At 62.9% G+C, this 15,884-nt stretch carries 19 protein-coding genes; 8 read left to right on the top strand and 11 right to left on the bottom strand.

Features of this window, described 5'->3' with window-relative positions:
* Window positions 1–31: 31 nt before the first annotated feature.
* Window positions 32–1,147: a mandelate racemase/muconate lactonizing enzyme family protein gene (locus GGR00_RS04470; RefSeq protein WP_055978960.1), complete on the bottom strand. Its 1,116-nt coding sequence runs from the start codon at window positions 1,145–1,147 to the stop codon at window positions 32–34.
* Between the two features lie 251 nt (window positions 1,148–1,398).
* On the opposite strand from GGR00_RS04470, the gene GGR00_RS04465 reads away from it, so the two are divergent.
* The 4 genes from GGR00_RS04465 to GGR00_RS04450 all read left to right on the top strand — a co-directional run bounded on the left by GGR00_RS04465 (window position 1,399) and on the right by GGR00_RS04450 (window position 4,886).
* On the top strand, window positions 1,399–1,878 hold the full coding sequence (locus tag GGR00_RS04465; RefSeq protein WP_055979276.1) for a cupin domain-containing protein: 480 nt from the start codon (window positions 1,399–1,401) through the stop codon (window positions 1,876–1,878).
* 122 nt (window positions 1,879–2,000) lie between these two features.
* Complete coding sequence (locus GGR00_RS04460; protein ID WP_055978963.1) at window positions 2,001–3,188, top strand: glycine C-acetyltransferase; 1,188 nt, start codon at window positions 2,001–2,003, stop codon at window positions 3,186–3,188.
* A 54-nt stretch (window positions 3,189–3,242) separates the two neighbouring features.
* On the top strand, window positions 3,243–4,277 hold the full coding sequence (gene tdh, locus GGR00_RS04455) for an L-threonine 3-dehydrogenase (RefSeq protein ID WP_055978966.1): 1,035 nt from the start codon (window positions 3,243–3,245) through the stop codon (window positions 4,275–4,277).
* 156 nt (window positions 4,278–4,433) lie between these two features.
* Window positions 4,434–4,886, top strand: coding sequence for an HPP family protein (locus GGR00_RS04450; RefSeq protein WP_244487881.1), 453 nt, complete (start codon window positions 4,434–4,436; stop codon window positions 4,884–4,886).
* A gap of 40 nt (window positions 4,887–4,926) precedes the next feature.
* Here the strand turns inward: GGR00_RS04450 and GGR00_RS04445 are convergent, their stop codons facing one another.
* A complete protein-coding gene (locus GGR00_RS04445; RefSeq protein WP_184698240.1) occupies window positions 4,927–5,301 on the bottom strand; it encodes a tetratricopeptide repeat protein in 375 nt (124 codons plus the stop codon).
* 364 nt (window positions 5,302–5,665) lie between these two features.
* Between GGR00_RS04445 and GGR00_RS04440 the strand changes: the two genes are divergently transcribed.
* Genes GGR00_RS04440 through GGR00_RS04430 form a run of 3 tightly spaced genes read left to right on the top strand, consistent with a single transcriptional unit; the run spans window position 5,666 to window position 7,842 of the window.
* Entirely contained in the window at window positions 5,666–6,586 is a 921-nt protein-coding gene (locus GGR00_RS04440) for an MBL fold metallo-hydrolase (RefSeq protein ID WP_184698237.1), read from the top strand.
* Window positions 6,552–7,298, top strand: coding sequence for a fumarylacetoacetate hydrolase family protein (locus tag GGR00_RS04435; protein WP_184698235.1), 747 nt, complete (start codon window positions 6,552–6,554; stop codon window positions 7,296–7,298). The genes GGR00_RS04440 and GGR00_RS04435 overlap by 35 nt, the downstream gene beginning before the upstream one ends.
* Window positions 7,299–7,305: 7 nt before the next feature.
* Entirely contained in the window at window positions 7,306–7,842 is a 537-nt protein-coding gene (locus GGR00_RS04430; protein WP_184698232.1) for a DinB family protein, read from the top strand.
* On the opposite strand, the gene GGR00_RS04425 is transcribed toward GGR00_RS04430, so the two are convergent.
* The 7 genes from GGR00_RS04425 to aztA all read right to left on the bottom strand — a co-directional run bounded on the left by GGR00_RS04425 (window position 7,839) and on the right by aztA (window position 13,041).
* Window positions 7,839–8,216: a type II toxin-antitoxin system VapC family toxin gene (locus GGR00_RS04425; RefSeq protein WP_343065520.1), complete on the bottom strand. Its 378-nt coding sequence runs from the start codon at window positions 8,214–8,216 to the stop codon at window positions 7,839–7,841. The genes GGR00_RS04430 and GGR00_RS04425 overlap by 4 nt on opposite strands.
* On the bottom strand, window positions 8,213–8,443 hold the full coding sequence (locus GGR00_RS04420; protein WP_184698227.1) for a type II toxin-antitoxin system Phd/YefM family antitoxin: 231 nt from the start codon (window positions 8,441–8,443) through the stop codon (window positions 8,213–8,215). Before GGR00_RS04420 ends, GGR00_RS04425 begins: the two co-directional genes overlap by 4 nt.
* Window positions 8,444–8,510: 67 nt before the next feature.
* On the bottom strand, window positions 8,511–8,849 hold the full coding sequence (locus GGR00_RS04415) for a protein tyrosine phosphatase family protein (RefSeq protein ID WP_055978986.1): 339 nt from the start codon (window positions 8,847–8,849) through the stop codon (window positions 8,511–8,513).
* Between the two features lie 133 nt (window positions 8,850–8,982).
* Entirely contained in the window at window positions 8,983–10,179 is a 1,197-nt protein-coding gene (gene aztD, locus GGR00_RS04410; protein ID WP_184698224.1) for a zinc metallochaperone AztD, read from the bottom strand.
* Window positions 10,180–10,364: 185 nt separating this feature from the next.
* The gene (aztC, locus tag GGR00_RS04405) at window positions 10,365–11,300 is read right to left on the bottom strand and encodes a zinc ABC transporter substrate-binding protein AztC (protein WP_184698221.1); all 936 of its coding nucleotides are present in this window, start codon (window positions 11,298–11,300) and stop codon (window positions 10,365–10,367) included.
* Between the two features lie 38 nt (window positions 11,301–11,338).
* Window positions 11,339–12,205: a zinc ABC transporter permease AztB gene (gene aztB / locus GGR00_RS04400; RefSeq protein WP_055978995.1), complete on the bottom strand. Its 867-nt coding sequence runs from the start codon at window positions 12,203–12,205 to the stop codon at window positions 11,339–11,341.
* Between the two features lie 2 nt (window positions 12,206–12,207).
* Window positions 12,208–13,041: a zinc ABC transporter ATP-binding protein AztA gene (gene aztA, locus GGR00_RS04395; RefSeq protein WP_055978998.1), complete on the bottom strand. Its 834-nt coding sequence runs from the start codon at window positions 13,039–13,041 to the stop codon at window positions 12,208–12,210.
* Window positions 13,042–13,246: 205 nt separating this feature from the next.
* Between aztA and GGR00_RS04390 the strand changes: the two genes are divergently transcribed.
* Window positions 13,247–13,591 carry a RidA family protein gene (locus tag GGR00_RS04390; protein WP_055979001.1) on the top strand — a complete coding sequence of 115 codons (345 nt, stop codon included), beginning with the start codon at window positions 13,247–13,249 and terminating at the stop codon, window positions 13,589–13,591.
* Between the two features lie 70 nt (window positions 13,592–13,661).
* Here GGR00_RS04390 and hutC read toward each other — a convergent pair whose 3' ends face one another.
* Both hutC and GGR00_RS04380 read right to left on the bottom strand, forming a co-directional pair.
* Window positions 13,662–14,399: a histidine utilization transcriptional repressor HutC gene (gene hutC, locus GGR00_RS04385; protein ID WP_184698929.1), complete on the bottom strand. Its 738-nt coding sequence runs from the start codon at window positions 14,397–14,399 to the stop codon at window positions 13,662–13,664.
* Window positions 14,400–14,436: 37 nt separating this feature from the next.
* Window positions 14,437–15,789, bottom strand: a complete 1,353-nt coding sequence (locus tag GGR00_RS04380) for a formimidoylglutamate deiminase (protein WP_184698217.1) — start codon at window positions 15,787–15,789, stop codon at window positions 14,437–14,439.
* Window positions 15,790–15,884: the final 95 nt, after the last annotated feature.

The following is a 15,884-nucleotide window of genomic DNA, read 5'->3' as shown; positions in this document are numbered from 1 at the left end:
CTCGGCAGGGGCGCATCCGTCCAGCCATCATTCAGGCATGGCAGTTGAAGATCGGCTCGCCAAAGATGGCCGGGTCGATGTCGAGGCCAAGCCCTGGGCCGGTCGGCATGCTCATCATGCCATCCAAGATGGTAAAACTTCCGCGCGCGTTAGACACCGTCACCCAGTTGTGGAAGTCGACGGTGTGCTGCCTGAGATGTTCCGGTGTCGACGACATCAGGCCGGAATAGGCCGCCGTGTCGATCTGGGCACCGCCCGTATCCTCGATGGTAACCTTGAGGTTCCTGGCGATCGCGATGTCGCGCAGCAGCTTTGCCTTGCTCAGGCCGCCGACCCGCGCCAGCTTGATCGTGATGCCGTCGACCAGTCCGTCCGAAATGGCCCGGATCAGCACGTCGACGCCGTCGATCGTTTCGTCAAGCACCAGTGGCCGGTCGGTGGCGCGGCGGATGGCGAGGTTTTCCTCATAGCTCGCACAGGGCTGCTCCAGCGTGTAGTCGAGATTTCGCGTCGCCATCAGGAAGCGGCGGGTTTCGGCCGTGCCCCAACTGGCGTTGGCGTCGCAGAACAGGACCGTGTCGGCCGGAACGCTTGCTCGTACGGCCTCGAGCCGGGCGATGTCCTCGTTGACGTCGAGCCCGACCTTCACCTGCAGGCGGCGGTAGCCCTCGGCGATGTATTTCGTCGCCCGTGCCGCCATGGCGTCTGGCGCCTGTTGGGCGATGGAGCGATAGAGCGCCAGCGCCGATCCCTCCGCGCCGCCGCTCATCGCCGCAACCGAAAGCCCCGAGCGTTTGCCTGACAGATCCCACAGCGCCATGTCGAGCGCCGACTTGGCATAGGGGTGGCCCTTGAGCAGCAGGTTCATGCGCCGGTTGAGGGCCTCGGTGCCGGATGCATCGCAGCCGAGCAGTTGCGGCGCCAGTTCCTGCATAGCCTTGCGTGCACCGGCGGCAAAGGCCGGGTCGTAGAAGCTGCCCAGCGGCGCCATCTCGCCATAGCCCGCAACGCCGTCGCGGCTGGTGATTTCGACGATGGTCGAATCGAAGCCTTCGGCGCTGCGCCCGCCCGAGCAGCGATAGGTACCGTCGCGAAACGGCTGCCATTGGCGGAAGATGCGGATGCTCGAAATCGTCGCGTCGCTCATGCTGTCCCCGGGCGCAGGCTTGATGTGCACCAAGGATAGCGTGGCCGATACCCGGCAGCGATAAGGGAAGCGGCGCTTGCAGGCGTCGTATTCGTGACAACTGCTCTCGATTCCTGGTTCGTACGAGGCGCGAAGTGTTTCAGATTGCGGATACAGCTTTCGGTTTTGCTGAATTCGAACGGATACGCTCACCCCTTAGAGCAAGGCCATCGCGGCGCCCGGCGCTGCGCTTGTTCGAAAAGGAAAACACAGTGACCATTCATGCAAAGACCGAGAATGATGGCGAACTGCTGTGGTTCAACGGCAGTCTTGCGACCATCCGGGTTTCGGGTCAGGCGGGCGCCGACACCATCAGCGTCATCGAGCACCTGATGCCGTACGGCTCGTCGCCGCCGCTCCATATTCACCGCAACGAGGACGAGGTCTTCCACATTCTCGAGGGCGTGGTGCGCTTTAATGTCGGTGGCAAGGACCTTTACGGCCGCGCCGGCCAGACCATGCTGGCGCCGAAGGGCATTCCGCACAGCTATCGCGTCGAATCCGCCGAGGGCGCCCGCTGCCTGACCATCACGACGCGCGGCGATTTCGAGCGCATGGTGCGCGAAGTCAGCATTCCGGCCCCGAGGGCGGAGATCCCGCCGCAGGAAGCACCGACAGCTGAAGTCATCGCCATGCTGACCGAGGCTTGCGCCCGCAACGGCATCGACATCATCGGCGCGCCGCTGAACTGACCTGACTGGGTGGCGGGGCGGATGGCGTCCATTCGTCCCGCCGTCGCTTTTGTGATGGATTTTGACCCGGGCAGGGACGACACTCGACCAGATGCACTCGAATTTGAGGCGGCAAGCTGGCCATGAGCAAAGCGTTTTTGTCCCATCTGTCCTCCGAGTTGGAGGGACTGAAATCGGCCGGGCTCTACAAGTCCGAGCGCGTCATCACCTCGACGCAGAGCGCCGAGATCGAGGTCGGCGGCGAAAGGGTGCTGAATTTCTGCGCCAACAACTATCTCGGCCTTGCCGACAGCCACGAGTTGCGCGACGCCGCCAAGAAAGCCCTCGACCGCTACGGCTATGGCATGGCCTCGGTGCGCTTCATCTGCGGCACGCAGGAAGAGCACAAGGAACTGGAAACGAAGCTGTCGGCATTCCTCGGAATGGAGGACACGATCCTCTATTCCTCCTGCTTCGACGCCAATGCCGGCCTGTTCGAAACGCTGCTGGGCGAAGAGGACGCGATCATTTCCGATGCCCTCAACCACGCCTCGATCATCGATGGCGTGCGCCTGTCGAAGGCCAGGCGCTTTCGCTACGCCAACAACGACATGGCGGCGCTTGAGGAGGAATTGAGGAAGGCCGAGGGCAGCCGCTTCAAGCTGATCGCCACCGACGGGGTGTTCTCGATGGACGGCATCATCGCCAATCTTGGGGGCGTCTGCGACCTGGCCGAAAAATATGGGGCGATGGTGATGGTCGACGACAGCCATGCCGTGGGCTTCGTCGGCAAGCACGGTCGCGGCACGCCGGAGCATTGCGGCGTCGAGGGCAGGGTCGACGTCATCACCGGGACGCTGGGCAAGGCGCTTGGCGGCGCTTCCGGCGGCTACACCTCGGCCAAGCGCGAGACGGTCGATTGGTTGCGGCAGCGTTCCAGGCCTTATCTGTTCTCCAACACGCTGGCCCCGTCGATAGCCGGTGCCTCGATCAAGGTGCTCGACATGATCGCCTCGGGCGGAGCCTTGCGCGAAAAGCTCTATGCCAATGCCGCCCGGTTCCGCTCGGGCATGCGCAAGCTCGGCTTCACGCTCGCCGGCGCCGACCATCCGATCATTCCTGTCATGCTGGGAGACGCCTCGCTCGCCCAGGAAATGGCGGCGCAGATGCTCAAGCGTGGCATCTACGTCATCGGCTTCTCGTTCCCGGTCGTGCCAAAGGGGCAGGCGCGCATCCGCACGCAGATGTCGGCGGCGCATTCTGCTGCCGATATTGACCGAGCGGTGGCCGCTTTCGGCGACGTCGGGCGAGAATTGGGCGTCGTTTCTTAAGCCACCGGCAGCGCCAAAAGCGATTCTGGGTCAAGGGATTCGCAGGAGAAGACAATGTCGAACATGATGCGCGCTCTGGTGAAGGCCAAGGCCGAACCGGGCATCTGGATGGAAGAGGTACCAGTGCCCGAGATCGGCCCCAACGACGTGCTGATCAAGGTCAGGAAGTCGGCGATCTGCGGCACCGACGTCCACATCTACAATTGGGACCAGTGGGCGCAGAAGACGGTGCCGGTGCCCATGGTGACGGGGCATGAGTTCGTCGGCACTGTTGCCGATTTCGGCGCCGGCGTGAAGGACTACAAGGTTGGCCAGCGAGTATCGGGCGAGGGTCACATCGTCTGCGGCCACTGTCGCAACTGCCGCGCCGGGCGGGGGCACCTCTGCCGCAACACGCTGGGCGTCGGTGTCAACCGCCCCGGCTCCTTCGCTGAATATGTCGCCATCCCCCAGCACAACGTCGTGCCGATCCCCGACGACGTGTCCGACGAGATCGCCGCGATCTTCGACCCGCTCGGCAATGCCGTGCACACGGCCCTGTCCTTCGATCTGGTCGGCGAGGATGTGCTGGTCACCGGTGCCGGGCCGATCGGCATCATGGGGGCTCTGGTCGCCCAGTGCGTCGGCGCCAGGAAGGTCGTCATCACCGACATCAACCCTGTCCGTCTGGCGCTGGCGAAAAAGCTCGGCGTCCATCACGTGGTCGATGCGTCGAAGGAGAAACTGCGCGACGTGATGCGCGACGAGGGCATGACCGAAGGTTTCGATATCGGGCTTGAGATGTCGGGTTCAGCGGTCGCCTTCCGCGACATGATCGACACCATGAACAATGGCGGCAAGATTGCCATCCTCGGCATCGCCCCGACCGGCTTCGAGATCGACTGGAACAAGGTCATCTTCAAGATGCTGCATCTCAAGGGCATCTACGGCCGTGAGATGTTCGAGACCTGGTACAAGATGATCGCGCTGGTGCAAGGGCCGCTCGACGTGACGGGCCTCATCACGCACCGCATCGGCATCGACGACTACCAGGCCGGTTTTGACGCCATGCGCAGCGGCAATTCCGGCAAAGTGGTGATGGATTGGTGACGCAAGGAAAGTTTTTTCACTGTAAGGTGAAATTTTCGAATAAAGCCCCGTTGTCAGCCGAAGCCGCTGTTGCTATCGAAGCGGGCCCTTCGGCTGGAAACGACGATGCGCAGTCACATACGCACCCTTACTGCTCGGCATGAGCCGAAAGGACAGATGATCTCGCACGTCAAGTCGGGATCGGGCGCGATCGTCGGCCTGGCCGCCGTCGGTGGCCTTGCCTCAGTCACCGGCCTGCCGATGCTCATCGCGCCGCTGGGCGCGACCGCGGTCCTGCTGTTCGGCCAGCCGGCCAGCCCTCTGGCCCAGCCGATCAACATTTTCGCCGGCTACTTCATCGCGACGATGATCGGGGTGGCGGCTGCTATGGCGTTTCCCGGAATGTGGGAGGTCTCGGCGGTCGCGGTCGGTGTCTCGATCGCGCTGATGCTGATGTTCCGCGTTACCCATCCGCCAGCAGGTGCGATTCCGCTTGTGGCGACAGCCACGCCTTTTCAGGGCAGCACGCTGTTCGTCGTCGTGCTGCTGAGCTGCATCAGCCTGCTTGTGCTGGCGCTCGTCCATCACTGGATCCCGCCTCGCGTCCAGTATCCGCGCCGCGTCGACTGACGTTTTTGGCTCTGCGCGTGCGGCAACGAAGCAGTTCAGGTCAATTCGCGTTGCCTTTCAGATTGATGCTCTGCTTGGTGTGAAATTCTTCCAGCTCCTTGTCGCCGAGCTTTCTGGCCGCAAACGCTATGCCGCTATGTGTAGCTTCGAGGTTTGGATTGATGACTAGCGATCTTTTGAAATAGGTAAGGGCACGTTCCGGTTGGTCATGTTCCTCCAGAATGCGTCCGTGATCCGTCAGCAGTTCTGCAACGTTGGGCAACCGATTCTCGGCTTCTGCGAACCAACGCTCAACTACCGCCAGATCATCGCCGCGCAAATGTGTTGTGAGGGCAAAACCCCAATAGAGCGCGCCGTTGTCGGGATCTAGCAGCCAAGGCTTGATTGAAGCGCCGGATAGCCTGCTCGTAATCATTGGCGTTGAATGGCTCCCAACCTCTCTTGATCGCGTGCTGTGCTCCCCTGTCCAGCCGGTTGCCTGTCGCTTGCCGTATGCCTTCTACGAATTTCTTATCCACTTCCAGAAGGCGGGCATCTTTGTGCTGCCCTTCCCACAAAGGCATTTCCTTTGCCAGCACAGCGTACTGGCAGCAGAGCAACAGCCCGAGTGAGATGCATACTGTCCAGAGTTTTGATGCCAACGAAGGCCTTGCGACCTTTGACGTAAACCCTTCGTATGTTCCCATAGCCAGACTGACATGATGTTATCGCTGCGAAAACGCGCCTGCAATCATTAGTCTTAACCTGGCAGCGACCTTGCAATCAGCACGGGATTTTGGATGAGCAAATATCGTATCGTTCTGCTTGGCACGAAGGGTGGCCCGGCGATCCGCCCCGGTGGCCCTTGGCCGACATCCACGCTGGTTGAGCTCGGCGGGCGTACAATCGTCGTGGATTGCGGGCTCGGCGTGACGCGCGGAGTGACCGATGCCGGTCTCAGCCTCAAGGCGCTCGACCTGATTTTCATCACCCATCTCCATTCCGACCACGTGCTCGAGCTGGGCGCCTTGCTCCACACCGCCTGGACGGCCGGGCTTGCGACGCCGGTCAAGGTTTTCGGTCCTGCCGGCTTGAATCGATACTGGCAGGGTTTCGTGCAAGCGCTTGAATTCGACATCGAAATCCGGATCATCGACGAAGGCCGACCTGATCTGCGCGAGATGGTCGAGGTCGTGGAGTTCGGCGAGGGTGAGGTGCTGCGCGACGGCGATCTGTCGGTCACAGCCCTGCGCGTCGACCACCCGCCTGTCACCGAGTGCTTCGCCCTGCGCTTCGAACACCAGGGCACGGCAATCGTCTTTTCCGCCGACACCGCCTTTTTCCCGCCCTTGGCGGATTTCGCGCGCGGCGCCGACATCCTGCTGCACGAGGCGATGCTGGAAGAAGGCGTCGAGCGGCTGGTGGCGCGCACCGGCAACGGCGCGCGGTTGCGCGAGCATCTGATGGCAAGCCACAGCCTTGCCGGCGAGGCGGGCACGATCGCGGCGCGTGCCGGCGTCGGCCGCCTGGTGCTCAATCACCTCATTCCCGCCGACGATCCCGAGATAGGCGAGGCCGACTGGGTCGAGGCTGTCAGGAAAACATGGAATGGTACCTTGACGATCGGCCGCGACGGGCTTGTTGTGGTGGTCGAGGGCGATGACGCCCGCAATCGGGAGGACCTGCATGAAACTGGCGACGCTGAAGAACGGTTCGCGTGACGGGAAACTGGTCATCGTCTCGCGCGACCTGACGCGATACACCGATGCATCCTTCCTGGCGCCGAACTTGCAGGCGGCGCTGGACGACTGGCGTCGGATTTTCCCGCACATCACAGCATTGGCGGATTCGCTGGAAATCGGTTCGGTGCCTTCGTCGCGCTTCCATGAGCATGACGCCCATTCGCCCCTGCCACGCGCCTACCAGCGCCTCGGCGGCGGCGATGCCTTTGTCGGCCCGCGCGATCCGATCGAACTGGCCGGCAAGACGCGCGATGCCAAGATAGAGGCGGCCGTTGCCGTGATCGTCGCAGACGTTGCGATGGGCGCGACGGCTGACGCCGCCAAGGACGCCATTGCCCTTGTTGTGCTCTCGGCCGACACGGACCTCGATGCCGGCCACAGCGGAACGTCGGCTCTGTCGCCTGTCGCGGTGACGCCCGACGAACTGGGCGATGCCTGGGACGGTGCGGTGCACCTGCCGCTGCAGGCGGGCACGCGAAGCATTGCCTCGGTCGGCTGGACCAGCTTTCCGAAGCTGATTGCCGATGCGGCGTCGACCAGACCGCTGGGCACCGGCGCCATCGTCAGGGGCGCGGTCGAGGCGCTGTCGGTTTCGCTCGGCGACACGCTGCGGGTCGAGATGAAGGACAAGTCCGGCCACTCGATCTTCGGTGCGATCGAACGTCAGGTTGGCAGGTTCGAGCCGGCCTGAGGCCGCCATGGACATGACGAGCCATTTTTGCCGCATGGCGCGGAACAATTTGTGGTCCAACGACCGCATCTACCGCGCCGTGACGGCCCTGCAGCCTGGTGAGTTCGCGGCCACGCGCACCAGCTTCTTTCCCTCGCTCCAGGAAACGCTGAACCACATCCTCGAGGTCGACCTCTATTATCTCGACATGATCGAGGAGACGGGAGCGGGACGCAGGATATTCGATCGCTTCGTCGTGTTCGAGGATGCCGTGGCTCTGGCGGAGGCGCAGTTGGTGTTCGATCGCAGGCTGGTGGCCGTCTGTGACCGGCTGGCTGAAGCCGATCTCGACCGGCGAGTCCTTTCCGACAGAGGCGAAGCCGGGCAGATACCGGAACGCATCGGCGACCTGCTGGCGCATCTGTTCATCCACCAGATCCACCACCGCGGGCAGGTACATGCGATGCTGTCCGGTACGTCGGTCGCACCGCCGCAACTCGACGAGTTCTTCCTGGACTACGATTTGCAGTTCCGCGTTGGGGAGGTCGAAGGGCTGGGCCTTTAGGCGAGCGCTACATCGTAGCGCGCAAACATCGGATCAGCGGTCAGGATGACGAGGTTCTCGACTTGTGCCTGAGCGATCAGCAGCCGGTCGAATGGGTCGCGATGATGGTCGGCAAGATGCTCGACGCGCGACGCGTGGTGCTCATTGATCGATAGTATCGGAGTTCCGCGTTCATTGAGCACTTGCACCATGTCGCCATCGACACGCAACTTGCCGCTGGATCGCTTGATGGCAATTTCCCAAATAGAAACGGCGCTGATGGCTATTCCTTCGCCGCGCGCAATGATCATGCGGTGTTCAGGCGAGAGCCTCTCGTCGTCGCGAAGCGCCCAAAGGAACACATGGGTGTCCAGAAGGAATTTCGGGTCGCTCACTTGGCGTATTCGTCCCATTCAGGGCCGAGTTCGTCAAATTCATCGGCGATCCAGACCTTGCCTTTCATCGCGCCAATGATGCTCTGGCGCGATGACGCGACGTCTACGGGAGCAGCAATCGTGGCCACAGCCTTGCCGTCGCGTGTAACAACGATCTCCTCGCCGGCTTCCACCCGTTCGATAAGTTCGGAAAACTTGGCCTTGGCTTCTGCAACCGAAATGTTCATGGCGCGATCCCTGTGATAATTTAGGTCACAATCGCCTGTCCTGCAAACCGGCCGGCCGCTTTCTCAGTCAGCCCTTGCTCTGCTGAATCGCCATGTAGAGGTTGGTGCAGCGCGTGCCGGAGCGGCAATAGGCGAAGACCGGGCCATCCATCTCGTCGAGCGCATCGGCCATGTCGGCAACGTTGTCGCCGGTCATCTGGCCGCTGATGACGGGGATGTAGCGGAAAGCGAGGCCGGCGGCCTCGACCGCCGCCTTGACGCTGTCCGCGGAAGGCTGGCCGGGCTGCTCGTCGTCGGGCCTGTTGCAGATGACGCTCTTGAAGCCAGCGGCCTTGATGGCGGCAACTTCGTCCGGCGTGATCTGGCCGGAAACCGAGTATTCGTCGGTGATCTGGCGAAATTCCATGTTCGTCCTCGCAGGGTTCGTGGCCGCATGCGCGGCTGGTCGAAGCCAGTCTTGCCACTCTCGGCGCGTCGGGGCAACCGTCTGGAGGTAGCAGAGCAGGCGGGGAGCCGGTTCAGGCCGGCTCCCCGTCATGTCAGTGGGTTTCGCCGGAGCCGCCGACGGCAACGAGATTGAACGGCCTGCCTTCGACTGCAATGTCGGCTGTCTGTTCAAACGTCTCGGCGTCTATGGTGTGCAGCAGGCCCTTCAGCGGGTTCGAGACGACGATGCGGTCGCCGGCAACGGCGATGCGCGGGCGCGGATCGCTCCAGTGGCCGTCCATGCTGTAGGGCTCGGTCAGCTTGAGCGAGCCATCCAACTTGGCGGCTACCACGTCGATACGGTGCAGGCTGCCATCCTCTGTGAAGACATAGGCGAATTTTGCCCGCACCGGATCGACGGCGAAATGCACGCGGCGTGTCGGCAGTTCGAGCAGCCTGAAGGCGTTCTCGGACTTCGGGTCGATCAGTACGACGGCGCTGGGGCCATAGTTGCCGAGAAAATACTGCAGGCCACGGCCGCCCACCAGCGTGGTCGACTTGCCTTCGGGAAGGCCGGCGTAAGGCAGCAGGTCGATTGCCGGGGCACCTTTGCCAACCGACATGACGAGCAGGCCCTTGGCACAGGCAACGGCGATCAGATTGCCCGACGACGCCTCGCCATGCAGGTCCGGGCATTCGTGCAGATCGCCGACAGATGCTCCGGAGCGGTCGACCACGCGAATGCCGACGGGCAGTTCATCGGGCTTTTCAGCGTTTGGCTCCGACACCAGCACGTGGTCGCCCAGCGCGATGGCCACGCCGTGATGCGGCGCGTCGGTAGCCACTTCGCGAATGGCCGGTTTGCCCTCGAGGATGTCTGCCTCCCTTGTAACCCGCGCCTTTCCTTCGCCATCGAAGAACAAGGCGATGTCGCCATCATGGTCGACGAAATGCGATGGTTTCTTGCCCTCGAAGCTGATGTCGAGAAGCTTTGGCGCCTCGACGTCGATGTCGCCGTGATCGCCATGGTCGCCGAAGGAAATGCCGCTCGAAAGCGCCGAGATCACATCTCCCTTGCCCTGCAAGGCAAAGACGGTACGGCCGCTGTCGCTGCGGTAGAGGCTGGTTGGCGCCTTGATGGTGAAAGTGTCGATCTTATGACCCGTCTCCATGTCGATGGCGTGGACGATCGGTTGGGCGTGATCGGAAACGAACAGCCGCCATGCCGATTTTTCCTCGGCATGGGCTGGTGTAATCGGAGAGGCGGCGAAAATAGCCAAGGCCGATGCGGCCGAAAGCAGGGACTTCATAGGTAGCTCCATATGTTATTACGTAACAAATTAAACCGGCCGGCACGACAGAGTCCCGCCTTTGTCGGGCAGGGTACGCCGAGGCTGTTGGGCCGGCATCTGCCGGCCTCGATTGCTTGAATCAGTTTCGCCGGACGTCGCGCCAAGTCATTGAAGGCGCTGGATTGTCGGGCGCGTGAGGGTCGTCAGCTTCCCGATATGGCTGCTTTGATAGTGCCGATGTTGGCTTTCATCATGTCGATGTAGGTGGTCGCCGGGCCGCCGGCCTTGGACAGCGCATCGGAGTAGAGCGTGCCGCCGACCTTGACGCCGGTTTCCGAAGAAATCTGCTCGATCAGTCGCGGATTGGTGATGTTTTCGAGAAAGATCGCCGACGCCTTGTCGCCCCGTACCTGCATGATCAGTGCAGCGACGTCGGCGGCGGAGGCTTCGGCCTCGGTCGAGATGCCTTCCGGCGCCAGGAAGGTCAGGCCATAGGCGTTCTCGAAATAGCCGAAGGCATCATGCGAGGTGATGACCGTGCGCTTGTCCTCGGGGATGCCTGCCACCGTCGTCTTGATCTCTTCATCGGCTGCGTCGAGTTTGGCGGTGTAGGCAAGCGCGTTGGCCTTGTAGATGTCGCAGTTGGTGACGTCGGCAGCGCAAAATGCGTCGGCGATGTTCCTCACATAGATCCTGGCGTTGGCGACCGACTGGAAGGCATGCGGATCGAGGTCGCCATGGTTGTGATGGTCGCTGCCCGCCTCGGCAGCGTGCTCGTGTTCTTCCTTCATCTTGATCGGCTCGACGCCCTTGGTCAGTTCGACCACCGAAGCCTTGGTCGCGCTGGCTTCGACGAGGCGTTGCAGGAAGCCTTCGAACTGCAGGCCGTTGACCAGCACGACATCGGCCTTGGACATGCTGACCGCGTCGGCCGGCGAGGGCTCGTAGACATGGGCGTCGCCATCCGGGCCGACCAGCGTCGTCAGTTCGATGCGGTCACCGCCGACATTTGTGGCAAAGTCGCCAATGATCGAGAAACTCGCCACGACTTTCAGCGGCTCGGCCGAAGCCGAAGCGGTCCATGCGGAAGTTAATGTTATAACGCTCATCGCGGAGGCGAAAGCAATCTTCCTGAGCATAAAGTTCTCCTGTCTTGGGAATCGGAAGTTCGAAGGGTTCAGGCGGTGCGGTGGCGGTGGCGGCGCAGCTTGGTGTTGAAGACGCCGCGCGTGCCGAACAGGATGGACGCCAGATAGATCGCACCGGCGGAAAGGATGATCGCCGGGCCCGAGGGCAGGGAGGCATGGTAGGACACCAGCAGCCCGGCGACGCAGGAGACCGAGCCAAAGCCGAAGGCCAGCGCGCACATCGGTTCGACCCGCGCCGTCCAGAAGCGGGCGGCTGCGGCCGGCAGCATCATCAGGCCTACGGAAAGCAGTGTTCCAAGCGCCTGGAAGCCGCCGACGAGATTGAGCACGACAAGGCCGAGGAAGATGAAATGGACCGGCGTGCCCAGCCGGCTGACCGAGCGCAGGAACAACGGGTCGAGACACTCGGCGACCAGCGCGCGCCAGAAGATCGCCAGCGTAAAAAGCGTGATGCCCGAGATCAAGGCGATCAGCGTCAGCGCATCGTCGTTGAGCGCCAGCACCGTGCCGAACAGCACATGCATCAGGTCGACGCTCGAGCCGCGCAGCGACACGATCAGCACGCCGAGCGCCAGTGAAATCAGGTAGAAGGCGGCCATCGAGGCGTCTTCGCGCTGTACGGTGAAGCGCGACACCGCGCCGGCACCGAGCGCCACGATGACGCCGGCAATCAGCCCGCCGATGGTCATTGGCACGATCTGCAAACCGTAGAGCAGGAAGCCGGCGGCAGCGCCTGGCAGGATGGCATGCGCCATGGCGTCGCCGGTCAGGCTCATGCGCCTCAGCATCAAGAACACGCCGACAGGGCAGGCACCAAGCGCCAGCATCAGCGAGCCGGCAAGCGCACGCTGCATGAAGCCGAACTCGACGAACGGAGCGATCAGGAAATCATACATCGTCAAGCTGCCCGCGGGCCAGATTCATGATCGGGATGGCCGTGGACCTCGCCGTGCTCATGATGGTGGTGGTCGTCATGGCCATGCGCGTGGGCATGGCCGGGTTCCGGCTCGCACCATGGTGCATCGTCGTGCCAGGCTTCGTCGAAACGCCGGGCCCTCAGGAGGTTTTCCGGCCGCAGCGTCTCGATCGTTTCGCCCCATGCGATCGGCTGGCGGGCGAGCAGCAGGGTGTCGGGAAAATGTGCACGCACCAGTTCGAGATCGTGGGCGACCACCATTACAGTGCGGTTTTCGCCGTGCCAGCGCTTGATCAGCCTGATCAGGTCGCCGACCGTCTTGGCGTCGACCGCGTTGAACGGCTCGTCGAGCAGGATGATGTCGGCGTCCTGGACCAGCACGCGGGCAAACAGCGCGCGCTGCAGCTGTCCGCCAGACAGCGTGTCGATCGGCCGTTTCTCGAAGCCTTCCAGCCCGACGGCCATCAAGGCGTGGCCGACGGCTTCGCGATCTTCCTTGGTATAGCGGCCGAGCAGGCCGCGCCTCGGCCACAGGCCGAGCGACACGAGATCGACGACGCGAGAAGGAAAGCTGCGGTCGAGTTCCGATTGCTGTGGCAGATAGGCGATACGTTTGCCAGGTGCGAGCGTGCAACTGCCGGCCATCGGCTTCAACACGCCGACGATGCCCTTCATCAGCGTGGACTTGCCCGAGCCATTGGCGCCGACGACCGCCGTCAGTGAACCGGTCCTGATTGAGCCGTTCAGGTGATGGACCGCCGGATGGCTGTTGTAGCCCAGCGTCAGGTCCTTGAATGTCAGGCAGGCGTCGGTCATCGATCTGTCCACAGGCAACCGCTCGTTCGAACCCTGGATATGTGATGTTATTACATTAGTCAACGATGTGCTGCGACAAAGCGGTGCATTTTCCCTGCAGCACCGCGGCGAACCGTACTGGCCCACGGAATTTGACTATTGCGGCCTTGCGTCCAAGGGCCAGCAAAATCTAAGAAGGCGCCACCTGTAACGGAAGGAGACCACCATGAGCGTTCGTCGTATCGATGTCGGCCCTCGCATGAGCCAGATCGTCATCCACAACAACACCGTTTACCTGGCAGGCCAGGTCGGCGCCCCGGGCGAAAGTGTTGCCGCGCAGACCAAGGCCATCCTGGCCGAGATCGACGCGCTGCTGGCCAAGGCCGGCACCGACAAGACCAAGATACTCCAGGCGATCATCTGGCTCGACGACATGTCGACCTTCGCCGAAATGAACTCGGTGTGGGATGGCTGGGTGCCGCAGGGCAACACGCCGGCGCGCGCGACCGGCGAAGCCAAGCTGGCCGGCCCGGAATACAAGGTCGAGATCATCGTCACGGCTGCTGCCTGACGATAGCCTTCGGCTTCGAGCCCAAAGAAACGCCGCGCGTCCCCGGGATGCGCGGCGTTTTTTGCTTTTTCTAGCTGTCGGACGGCGTGAAGCGGGCGACCACCGCATGGGCATTCGCCGGATAGGTGAAGCGCACATGCGTGACGGGACGCTCGGCGCTCCAGGTCCGCCTTTCGATGACCAGGCAGGGCGCTCCGGCCGACAGGCCGAGATCCGCTGCTGTCTCGGCATCGGCGGCAGCTGCCCGGATGACGTGTTCGGCGGCACTCCACGGCACTTGTCCGATCAGCCACGGGCCGGGTGCTGTTTCGATGAATTCCTCGTCGGCGGCCTCAGGCACCGCGGCGAGGTTGATTAGCCGGTCTTCGACGCAAAATGGCCGCGCGCCGGCATGGTGGCGGCATTTCAATGCCAGCAACTGGCCCGACACGCTCGATCCCAGCCTGTCGCGGTCGCCGGCGCCGGCGCGTCGCTTGATCTGCGACATCAACTCGTAGCGATAGGGCAGGCCAAGCGCTTCGACCTCGATGCGGATGTCGTGAATCTCGAGCACGGCTGCCTGCGACTGCGGCCGGCGGACGAAACTGCCAGAGCGCCGACGCCGCTCGATCAGCCCGGCCTTGGCGAGCTGCGACAGCGCCTTGTTCACGGTCATGCGCGAACAGCCATATTCCTCGGTCAGTTCGTGTTCGAAGGGAATGCGATAGCCGGGTTCCCACTCGCCCGAAACGATGCGGTCCCGGATGTCGTTGAGGATGCGCTGGTAGAGCGACGTCGCGGCATCGCCGCTCTCCGGCGTTTCAACCAGGTCCGCTATCGAATCAGGCACCAGGAGTCCCCCGCCTTTACGCCGCCGTCAGTTGCATCATCACGCTCCGGAACCGCGCTGCAATAGCATCTCGGCGGAAATGTTGGCCATCCGAAACGACTTTGCGCCCATAGACCCAGGCACAATCGACCTTGCCGCCACGCGCGAAGATCCAGGCGTCGAGAATGGCGTCTCCTGATTTTCCCGCCAGCGTCGGGTGGGTGGCGTCGAGCGAGATGAAATCCGCAGGCGCACCCGCCGCGATGGCAGCGTATCTGGCGCCGAGCGCCTGCGATCCGCCTGCGAGGGCGGCGTCGAACAGCGCGCGCCCTGTCGATTGGCCCGATGTTGCAAGCACATTGCGGGCGCGATGCGCCAGCCTTTGCGAATATTCGAGCATGCGCAGCTCGCCGCCGACGCCGATCTCGACATTCGAATCCGAGCCGACGCCATACCTGCCGCCATGTTCGACGAACAGCGGCGCCGAAAAGACGCCGTCGCCGAGATTGGCCTCGGTGATCGGACACAGTCCGGCGACCGCTCCCGACCGGGCCATGGCGGTCGTCTCGGCCTCGGTCATGTGCGTGGCATGGATCAGGCACCAGCGTTTGTCGACGTCGGCATTACGCAGAAGCCACTCGACGGGCCGGTTGCCGGACCATGCGACGCAATCTTCGACTTCCTTCACCTGTTCGGCGATGTGGATGTGGATCGGCCCGGTGGTCATGGCGGTGACGACCGGCAATTCGTCCGGGGTCGCTGCGCGCAGGCTGTGCGGCGCAAGACCGAGCACCGCGCCATCGACGCCGGCGACCGCCTCGCCACACTTCTCAAAAAGCTTCGCGAAGCGATTCGTATCGTTGATGAATCGCCGTTGGCCGTCATTGGCCGGCGTACCGCCGAACCCGGAATGTGCGTAGAACACCGGCAGCAGGGTGAGCCCGATGCCGGTGTCGACCGAGGCTGCCGCGATGCGCTCGGCCATCTCGGCGATGTTGGCGTAGGGGCTGCCGTCGCGGTCGTGGTGGAGATAGTGGAACTCGCCGACCCTGCTGAAGCCGGCCTCCAGCATCTCGACATAAAGCTGTGCGGCGACCGCCTCGACCTGGTCCGGCGTCATCGACAGCGCGAACTTGTACATCACCTCGCGCCAGGACCAGAAGCTGTCGGAGGAGGGACCGCGGATTTCGGCAAGGCCGGCCATGCCACGTTGGAAGGCGTGGCTGTGCAGGTTCGGCATGCCAGGCAGCACGATGGCATGGCGCTCGTCGCTTGGGGTGGCCACGGCTCCGGTTTCCACTTGTTCGATGCGTCCGTCGGCCAGCGTCAGCCGCACGTTTCGTTGCCAGCCATCGGCCAGAAGCGCCTGTTCCGCAAAGATCGTTGCCACCATAATCTCCTCACCGCTGTCGCAAACCGCACGATAGCACTTGCATCGCGCTTAGATATGTATATACATAATTGAAAGTGGAGGAAACGAAAAAG

Source organism: Aminobacter aganoensis (assembly GCF_014206975.1).
GTDB classification, from domain to species: Bacteria; Pseudomonadota; Alphaproteobacteria; order Rhizobiales; family Rhizobiaceae; genus Aminobacter; species Aminobacter aganoensis.
Note: the sequence above shows the minus strand (reverse complement) of the source record. Positions and strands in the feature narration are given on the sequence as shown.